Source organism: Streptomyces sp. NPDC054840 (assembly GCF_053611065.1).
The window spans coordinates 1-8,861 of sequence record NZ_JBSGZP010000278.1 but is presented as its reverse complement, the minus strand read 5'-3'; the positions used below and the strand labels follow the sequence as shown (position 1 = coordinate 8,861).

Annotated in this window: 8 protein-coding genes; 7 read left to right on the top strand and 1 reads right to left on the bottom strand. The window is 70.8% G+C overall.

The features are described from left to right. Nucleotides 1-166: 166 nt before the first annotated feature. Together ACWGIU_RS20365 and ACWGIU_RS20360 are read left to right on the top strand one after the other, a co-directional pair. Nucleotides 167-847 (top strand): ABC transporter ATP-binding protein, encoded by a 681-nt coding sequence (locus tag ACWGIU_RS20365; RefSeq protein WP_453707718.1) that lies wholly within the window; start codon nucleotides 167-169, stop codon nucleotides 845-847. Further along, nucleotides 837-2,081 carry an ABC transporter permease gene (locus ACWGIU_RS20360; RefSeq protein WP_453707716.1) on the top strand — a complete coding sequence of 415 codons (1,245 nt, stop codon included), beginning with the start codon at nucleotides 837-839 and terminating at the stop codon, nucleotides 2,079-2,081. The genes ACWGIU_RS20365 and ACWGIU_RS20360 overlap by 11 nt, the downstream gene beginning before the upstream one ends. A 16-nt stretch (nucleotides 2,082-2,097) precedes the next feature. Here the strand turns inward: ACWGIU_RS20360 and ACWGIU_RS20355 are convergent, their stop codons facing one another. Further along, nucleotides 2,098-2,697 (bottom strand): hypothetical protein, encoded by a 600-nt coding sequence (locus ACWGIU_RS20355; protein WP_078851388.1) that lies wholly within the window; start codon nucleotides 2,695-2,697, stop codon nucleotides 2,098-2,100. A 133-nt stretch (nucleotides 2,698-2,830) separates the two neighbouring features. Between ACWGIU_RS20355 and hemL the strand changes: the two genes are divergently transcribed. The 5 genes from hemL (at nucleotide 2,831) to resB (ending at nucleotide 8,832) form a co-directional block, all read left to right on the top strand. After that, nucleotides 2,831-4,153, top strand: coding sequence for a glutamate-1-semialdehyde 2,1-aminomutase (gene hemL, locus ACWGIU_RS20350; RefSeq protein WP_453707714.1), 1,323 nt, complete (start codon nucleotides 2,831-2,833; stop codon nucleotides 4,151-4,153). Next, on the top strand, nucleotides 4,150-4,845 hold the full coding sequence (locus tag ACWGIU_RS20345) for a histidine phosphatase family protein (RefSeq protein ID WP_453707712.1): 696 nt from the start codon (nucleotides 4,150-4,152) through the stop codon (nucleotides 4,843-4,845). Before hemL ends, ACWGIU_RS20345 begins: the two co-directional genes overlap by 4 nt. A 197-nt stretch (nucleotides 4,846-5,042) precedes the next feature. Then, complete coding sequence (locus ACWGIU_RS20340; protein ID WP_453707720.1) at nucleotides 5,043-6,278, top strand: hypothetical protein; 1,236 nt, start codon at nucleotides 5,043-5,045, stop codon at nucleotides 6,276-6,278. Nucleotides 6,279-6,366: 88 nt separating this feature from the next. Next, entirely contained in the window at nucleotides 6,367-7,008 is a 642-nt protein-coding gene (locus tag ACWGIU_RS20335) for a TlpA family protein disulfide reductase (RefSeq protein ID WP_453707710.1), read from the top strand. A gap of 111 nt (nucleotides 7,009-7,119) precedes the next feature. Further along, nucleotides 7,120-8,832 carry a cytochrome c biogenesis protein ResB gene (resB, locus tag ACWGIU_RS20330; RefSeq protein ID WP_453707708.1) on the top strand — a complete coding sequence of 571 codons (1,713 nt, stop codon included), beginning with the start codon at nucleotides 7,120-7,122 and terminating at the stop codon, nucleotides 8,830-8,832. The last annotated feature ends 29 nt before the right edge of the window (nucleotides 8,833-8,861 follow it).

The following is an 8,861-nucleotide window of genomic DNA, read 5'->3' as shown; positions in this document are numbered from 1 at the left end:
GCGCTCGACGAGAACCTCGCCGCCGGCCAGACGGTCGTCCTCGTCCGCCGCGGAAGCCCGGGCAGCGGCTCGGGCGACGGATCGGGCGACGGATCGGGCGACGGATCGGGCGACGGCTCGGGCGACGGCTCGGGCGGCGGCACGGCCGGCGCATCGGGCGGTACCGATGGCTGAGGACGAGCCGGCCCCCGTCATCGAGATGGCCGGCATAGCGAAGACGTATCCAGGGCCGCCGCCCGTGCACGCGCTGGCCGACGTCACGCTCGACATCCGGCCCGGCCGGCTGGCGGCCATCGTCGGCCCCTCGGGCTCCGGGAAGTCCACGCTGCTGAGCGTCCTCGGACTGCTCGACGTCCCGACCCGCGGCCGGTACCTGCTGCAGGGCAACGACACCACCGCCCTGTCCGAACGGGCCCGCACCGCCCTGCGGGCCTCCACGCTCGGCTTCGTCTTCCAGGCGTTCCACCTGGTCCCGCACCTGACCTGCGTACAGAACGTGGCCCTGCCGCTGGTGCACCTCGGCGTGCCGCGCGCCCAGCGGCGGCCGCAGGCGGTGCGGGCCCTGGAGTCCGTGGGCCTCGGGCACCGGCTCGACGTCAAGCCGACCACCCTCTCCGGCGGGGAACGGCAGCGGGTCGCGGTCGCGCGGGCCATCGTCCACCGGCCGGCGGTCGTGCTGTGCGACGAGCCGACCGGCAATCTGGACACCGCCAACTCGGCCCGCGTCATGGACCTGCTGACCGGACTGGTCGCGCAGGACCGGGCCGTGGTCGTGGTCACGCACGAACCGGATGTCGCGGCCAGGGCCGACCACGTCTTCAAGGTGGTGGACGGCCGTGTCTCGTAGACGTGCGACGGGCAGGGCGCCCGCACTCGGGAACCCCCGTACGTCCGCGGCGGATCTGCTCGTCCAGGCCTTCCTCGCGCTGTTCGGCCGCCGCTTCCGCACGCTCCTCACCATGGTGGGCATCTCCGTGGGGCTGGCCGCCGCCCTCGCCACGCTCGGCATCACGGCCAGTGCGGCCGGTGCCGTCTCCGACCAGTTCGACGCTCTCAAGGCGACGCGGGTGACGGTCAAGTACCCGTCGGAGGCCGTGGCCGGGGTGCGGCCGCGGCCCGACGGCGGCGACACCCAGCGAGTGCGCGACCTTAACGGCGTCCGCAGCGCCGGGCTGGTCAGCAGGGCCGGTGAGCAGCCGGCCGTCTCGCGGCTGCCCGGTGGCAAGGAGAACGACCTGCCGGAGAGCACGGTCATGGCCGCGCAGCCCGAAGCGCTGCTCGCCATGTCGGCCGAGCTCACGCAGGGCCGCTGGTTCGACACGGGTCACGAAGCCCGGCGCGAACGGGTGGCTCTGATCGACACGGCCGCCGCCTCCCGGCTGACGGTGGACGGCGGAGCCGCGAACTCCGTGATCCACGTCAACGGGGTCGCCTTCAGCGTCCTCGGCGTCTTCCGCGCCCCCACCGGCGACACGAACCTCACCGGCTCGGTGGTCATCCCGTACTGGGCCGCTCTGCAGGACCCGGCGGGACTGGGCTTCGCCCCCGCGGAAATGATCATCCGTACGGATCTGGGTGCCGCCGACCAGGTCGGTGAGGAGGCCCCCTTCGCCCTGGCCCCGGGCGCCCCGGACAAGCTCGTCGCGCTGGTGCCGCCGGACCCGCGGTCGCTGCGTCAGGGCGTCGAGTCGCAGACCCGGGCCCTGTTCCTCGGCCTGGCCGCCGTCTCCCTCGGCGTGGGCGCGCTCGGCGTCAGCAACACCGCCTACGTGTCCGTACTGGAGCGGCGCTCCGAGATCGGCCTGCGCCGGGCCCTGGGTGCCTCGCGGCGGGCGGTCGCCGGTCAGTTCTGCATCGAGAGCGGCCTGGTGGGACTGGCCGGGGGCGTGGTGGGTACGGTGCTCGGCATCCAGATCACCGCGGTGACCTGCCTGGCCAAGAACTGGCTGGTGGTCCTCGACCCCGCCCTCACCACCGCGGGCCCGCTGGTCGGCCTCGTCGTGGGCCTGGCCGCAGGCCTCTACCCGGCCCTGGCGGCCGCCCGCATCCTGCCCGCCGAGACGCTGCGCGCCGGTGTCTGAGGGCGGTCTTCGGCGGTCAGGGCCAGACGAGGCAGTACGGCTGGTGGCCGGCCTCGTGGAGGCGGTGGCTGAAATCCTGCCATTCGTGGAGCAGCTGGTAGACGTTGAAGGCGTCGCTGGGGCCGCCGCGGTCCGGGACCGTCGACCAGATGAAGGCCGCCGCGCCCACCGATTCCTCGCCGATGCCGCGCAGCGGGTCGACCACGGTCATGGGGAGCTTGACCACCGCGTAGTCGGGGTGGAGGACGACCAGCTCCAGCGGGGGCACCTTGTGGAGGGGTATGCCTTCGATGCCGGTCAGGACCATCGCGGCCACCGTCTCCGGCTTGATCTTGGTGAAGAGGCCGCCCATGCCGAGCTCGTCGCCGCCCAGTTCCTCCGGCCGCATCGTGACCGGGACCCGGGCCGCCGTGGCGCCGTCGGGCGCGCCGAAGTATTTGTACGTCACTCCCATGCCGCGGCCCTTGGGAAGGTCGTCGGACGGGGACGTGGGTACGGGGACGGCGTCGGCCGCCTCCGTGCCGCGCCGGCGGTGCTTGCCCCGGCGGCGGGCCTCGCGGGCGCGCTGCGGATCGAGGCCGTCCGTACCCTCGCCCGGTCCACCACCGCGTTGCATATCTCCACCCGACTGGTCTTGCTCGCCCCGGCCCCGCGGCCCCCGCCACGGAGCCTGATCATCATGGCAGTGACCTCCCCCGCGGCGACGCGGTGAAACGCCCGTCCGCAAGTCTGTCGCGGCCTCTGAGACCATGGCTTGTGTGAGCTACCCGTACCCGTATGAAGCCCCAGTTTCGCAGACGCTCTTCGAGCGCGCCTCCCTCGTGACCCCCGGCGGCGTGAACTCTCCCGTGCGCGCCTTCCGCGCCGTGGGCGGTACGCCCCGGTTCATGGTGTCCGGGACCGGTCCGTACCTCACCGATGCCGACGGTCGTGAGTACGTCGACCTCGTGTGCTCGTGGGGGCCGATGATCCTCGGCCATTCGCACCCCGAGGTGATCGAGGCCGTCCAGGCGGCCGTCGCCCGCGGTACCTCCTTCGGTACGCCCGGTGAGGGCGAGGTGGCGCTCGCCGAGGAGATCGTCGCGCGCATCGAACCCGTGGAGCAGGTCCGCCTGGTCTCCTCCGGCACCGAGGCGACCATGTCGGCGATCCGGCTGGCCCGCGGCTTCACCGGTCGCGCCAAGGTCGTGAAGTTCGCCGGCTGCTACCACGGTCACGTGGACGCCCTGCTGGCCGCAGCCGGTTCCGGCCTGGCGACTTTCGCGCTGCCGGACACCCCCGGTGTGACGGGCGCGCAGGCCGGCGACACGATCGTCCTGCCCTACAACGACCTCGAAGCGGTACGGGCGGCCTTCGCCGCGCACCCCGGCGAGATCGCCTGCGTGATCACCGAGGCCGCGCCCGGCAACATGGGTGTGGTGACCCCCGCCGACGGCTTCAACCAGGGGCTCGCGGACCTCTGCCGGGAGAACGGGGCGCTCTACATCTCCGACGAGGTCATGACCGGCTTCCGGACCTCCCGCGCCGGCTGGTACGGCGTCGACGGGGTTAAGCCCGACCTGATGACCTTCGGCAAGGTCATGGGCGGCGGCTTCCCCGCCGCGGCCTTCGGCGGCCGCGCCGACGTCATGGGCCACCTGGCCCCCGCCGGTCCCGTCTACCAGGCCGGCACGCTCTCCGGTAACCCCGTCGCGACCGCCGCCGGTCTCGCGCAGCTGCGCCTGCTCGACCCGGCCGCGTACGAGAAGGTCGACGCGGTCTCGAAGGAGATCCAGGGCCTGGTCACCGGCGCGCTCACCAAGGAGGGCGTGGCGCACCGGCTGCAGACCGCGTCCAACATGTTCTCCGTCTTCTTCACCGAGGACGAGGTGCGCAACTACGACGACGCCAAGAAGCAGGAGAGCTTCCGCTTCAACGGGTTCTTCCACTCGATGCTGGCGCAGGGTGTCTACCTGCCGCCGTCCGCCTTCGAGTCCTGGTTCGTCTCCACCGCCCACGACGAGAAGGCGATCGAGCGCATCGCGGCGGCGCTGCCGGCCGCCGCCCGAGCCGCCGCGGAGGCCACCGCATGAGCAGCGCCACGCCCGCCAACCCCGACCTGACCGTCGTGCACCTGGTGCGCCACGGTGAGGTGCACAACCCCGACGGTGTGCTCTACGGGCGCCGTGACGGTTATCACCTCTCCGAGCTGGGCCGGCAGATGGCGGACCGGGTCGCCGACCACCTCAAGGGCCGGGACATCGCCTACGTGGTGTCCTCCCCGCTGGAGCGGGCGCAGGAGACGGCGGAGCCGATCGCCAAGGTCCACGGCCTGGACCTGGCGACCGACGCGCGCCTGCTGGAGGCGGAGAACGTCTTCGAGGGCAAGACCTTCGGCGTCGGGGACGGCGCGCTGCGCAAGCCCGGCAACTGGAAGCACCTGACGAACCCGTTCAAGCCGTCGTGGGGCGAGCCGTACGTCGAGCAGGTGGTCCGGATGATGAGCGCGCTGGAGGCGGCGCGCGACGCGGCCCGCGGCCGGGAGGCGGTGGCGGTCAGCCACCAGCTGCCGATCTGGATCGTGCGCAGCTTCGCGGAGAAGCGCCGGCTGTGGCACGACCCGCGGCGTCGGCAGTGCACGCTCGCCTCGATGACCTCCTTCACCTTCCAGGGCGACAAGCTGGTGTCGGTGGGGTACAGCGAGCCGGCCCGGGACCTGGTCCCGGCGCATCTGCTGGCCGGGGCCAAGCCGGTGAAGGGTGCGTCCAAGGCGTTCGGCGCCTGATCCCGTCCGGCCGGACCGGCCCGTCCGGCTGATCGGGTCTTGATCGACCTACTGTTACAGGCCGTTACGGTTCTGCCCAACTAAAGACAACTCGCGCGGGAATCACCGTGTCAGCTCGCATGTCCGATCTGATTGTCCGTTTATTTGGATTCGGGTCGGTATGGGTGGTCGACAGTGGGGACGGTGACATGCGCGACATCAGGGGAGTCAGTCGGAGGGGGTTGCTGGGACTGGGGCTCGGTGCGGCCGCCGCGATGGGAATCGCGGGCTGCGGCTCATCGGACACGTCCGGTCCCGGCTCTCCCGGACCCGTCAGGAACCCGAAGAATCCGAAGCCCGGCGAGAAGCCGGCGGCCAGGCCCATCGGTGACGGCTCCACCGCCGACACCGGCCGGCAGCCGAACCAGCCGGACGCGCCCGTACCCCTCCAGCCGGGCGAGACCCCGCCGCAGTTCGTCGTCTTCAGCTGGGACGGCGCCGGGGAGATCGGCAACGGTCTCTTCCCGCGCTTCCTCAAGCTCGCCAAGGACCACGGCGCGGCCATGACCTTCTTCCTCTCCGGCATCTATCTGCTGCCCGAGTCGAAGCGGCACCTCTACCGGCCGCCGAACAACCCCGTCGGGGCCTCGGACATCGGCTACCTCAAGGACGAGAACGTCCGCGCCACTCTCACACACGTCCGGCAGGCCTGGCTGGACGGGCACGAGATAGGCACCCACTTCAACGGCCACTTCTGCGCCGGAGCCGGCTCGGTCGGCAGGTGGACCGCGGAGGACTGGCAGAGCGAGATCGACCAGGCCGTGTCGTTCGTCACCAACTGGCGCACGAACACCGGATTCGCCGACCTCCAACCCCTCCCCTTCGACTACGCCAAGGAACTGAAGGGCGCTCGCACCCCCTGCCTGCTCGGCCGGGACAGTCTCCTGCCGACGGCTCAGCGGCTGGGCTGGCGCTACGACTCCAGCTCGCCCGGCGGTCTCCAGGTCTGGCCGGTGCGCAGGTCGGGCATCTGGGACCTGCCGCTGCAGTCCCTGCCGTTCCCGGGGCACTCGTTCGAGGTCCTCTCGATGGACTACAACATCCTCGCCAACCAGTCCAAGAGCACGACCAGGGGCGTGCCCGCCAACTACCCGGGGTGGCGCACCCAGGCCACGGCCACCTACCTGGGCGGCTTCCGGCGGGCCTACGAGACGAACCGCGCGCCCCTGTTCATCGGCAACCACTTCGAGGAGTGGAACGGCGGCATCTACATGGACGCAGTCGAGGAGGCACTCAAGGGCATGGCGGACAAAAGGGATGTACGGCTCGTATCCTTCCGGCAGTTCACCGACTGGCTGGAGGTCCAGGACCCCAAGGTGCTCGACAGGCTCCGCGGCCTCGGACCGGGCCAGTCACCGGCCGGCGGCTGGAGCATCTACCTGACCGCCGCCTGACGGCGCGGCGAAGGTTGCCCGAGCAGGGCGCGGACATCGCTCCGGGGGGCGCGGAAGATCCGCGAATTGCTCATGCGAAACTTTTCACATGAGCCTTGTCCGCGCGCGTATCCGTCGTAGTAGCCGCCGCTCGACCGGCAGCCGTGCCACCCTGCTGGCCGTGGCGACCCTGGCCGGTGCCCTCACGCTGTCGGCGTGCACGGGTTCGGACGGCGGCAAGCCGGTCAGCGGGTCCGGCGGCAACTACGTCACGGGTGCGAGCGGCATCTCCACCGTGTCCCGTGCGGAGCGCGTCGATGCCCCCAAGCTCGACGGCGAGACCGTCCGCGACGAGACCCTGGACACCACCACGCTCAAGGGCAAGGTCGTTGTCCTCAACGTGTGGGGCTCCTGGTGCCCGCCGTGCCGCGGCGAGGCCGGGGACTTCGCGACGGTCTCCAAGGAGTACGCCGACGCCGGCAAGGACGTCGCCTTCGTGGGGATCAACACCCGCGACAACAGCAAACAGAACGCGATCGCCTTCGAGGAGAACTACGGGATCACCTACCCGAGCCTCTTCGACCCCGCCGGGAAGCTGATGCTCCGCTTCCCCAAGGGCACGCTCAACCCGAACGCCATCCCCTCCACCATCATCCTCGACAAGGACGGCAAGATCGCCGCCCGCAGCCTGGCCCCGATCGGCGCCGAGACGCTGCGGTCGATGATCGAGCCGGTCCTCACGGAGAAGTGACCTCGTGGGCGCTGTGGGAGTTCCGCATCACAGGTTCGTGGGACAGCATCGTCAGCGACAGGCAGAGCGGGACCCAAGGCTTCACGGTGGGGATCTGAGGACTGAAGGCACATGAGTACGACAGACAAAGCGAGCACCGACACGTCCGCCGAGGCGGACCCCACCGACGCCGCCGCAGGTGCCCAGCTCTCCACCGCCCCGCTGGAGGACAGCCCCACCGGGCCGGCCGTCGGCCTCGGAGTGATCGGCTGGGCCCGCTGGTTCTGGCGGCAGCTCACCTCCATGCGGGTGGCGCTGATCCTGCTCTTCCTGCTGTCCCTGGGCGCCATCCCGGGCTCGATCATCCCGCAGAACAACGTCGACGCGATGAAGGTCGTCGAGTGGAAGCGGGACAACCCCTCCTGGGTGACCGTCGCCGACAAGCTCCAGCTCTTCGACGTCTACAGCTCGGTGTGGTTCTCCGCGATTTACCTGCTGCTGTTCATCTCGCTCATCGGCTGCATCGTGCCGCGCTCCTGGCAGTTCGTCGGCCAGCTCCGCGGCCGCCCGCCCGCCGCCCCCCGGCGCCTCGACAGGCTGCCCGCCCACACCACCTGGCGCACCGGCAAGGCCCCGGACGAGGTCCTCTCGTCCGCGCGCACGGTGCTCCGCGGCAGCCGCTTCCGCACCGAGTCCGGCGAGGGCCACGTGGCGGGGGAGAAGGGCTACCTCCGCGAGGCCGGGAACCTGATCTTCCACGTCGCGCTGATCGTGATGCTGGTGGCCTTCGCCTGGGGCCAGTACTTCAAGTCCGAGGGCGGCAAGCTGGTCCTGCGCGGCACCGGCTTCTCGAACACGCTCACCCAGTACGACGACTTCAAGTCCGGCACCCTCTTCGACCCGGACGACCTGCCGCCCTTCAGCTTCACGCTGGACCGGTTCGACGCGACGTACGAGATGACCGGCCCGCAGCGGGGCACCCCGCGCGACTTCAAGGCGTACGTCACCTTCTCGGACGGCGCCCACGGTGCTCCGCAGAAGCGTGAGATCCAGGTCAACAAGCCCCTGGAGGTCGACGGCTCCAAGGTCTACCTGCTCGGCCACGGCTACGCGCCGATCGTCTCGGTGACCGACTCCACCGGCAAGGTGATCTTCAAGGACGCCGTGCCGATGCTCCCGCAGGATGCCAACCTCACCTCCACCGGGGCCGTCAAGGTCACCGACGGCTACAAGGACAAGGACGGGAAGAAGGAGCAGCTCGGCTTCAACGCCGTCTTCGTGCCGAGCTTCGCCGGTGAGGGCATGGGCACGATGTTCTCGCAGTTCCCCGCCCTCCTGAACCCACAGCTCATGCTCAACGCCTGGCACGGCAGCCTCGGTGTGGACTCGGGTCTGCCGCAGAACGTCTACCGGCTCACCACCACCAAGATGGAGCCCTTCAAGGACGAGTCGGGCGGGCAGTTCAAGCAGAAGCTGGCGCCCGGCGACACGATGACCCTGCCGGATGGCGCGGGCACCGTGAAGTTCGAGGGCATCGAGCGGTGGGCCACCTTCTCCGTCACCCACCAGCCCGGCAGCGGCCTCGCCCTCACGGGTGCGATCGCCGCCATCGCGGGCCTGGCCGGATCGCTGTTCATCCAGCGCCGGCGGATCTGGGTCCGCGCGGTGACCGGCAAGGACGGCGTGACCGTCGTCGAGATGGCGGGCCTGGGCCGCAGCGAGTCCACCAGGCTCCCGCAGGAGCTGGCGGAGCTCGCCGCCCAGCTGCACCGGCAGGCGCCCACCGCGCCTGCCGCAATGGCCGAACCACGTGTCGAAGAAACCCCTGAAGGAGAGCGCGGATGACGCCGCTCGCAGCCGCAGCCAACGAGAAC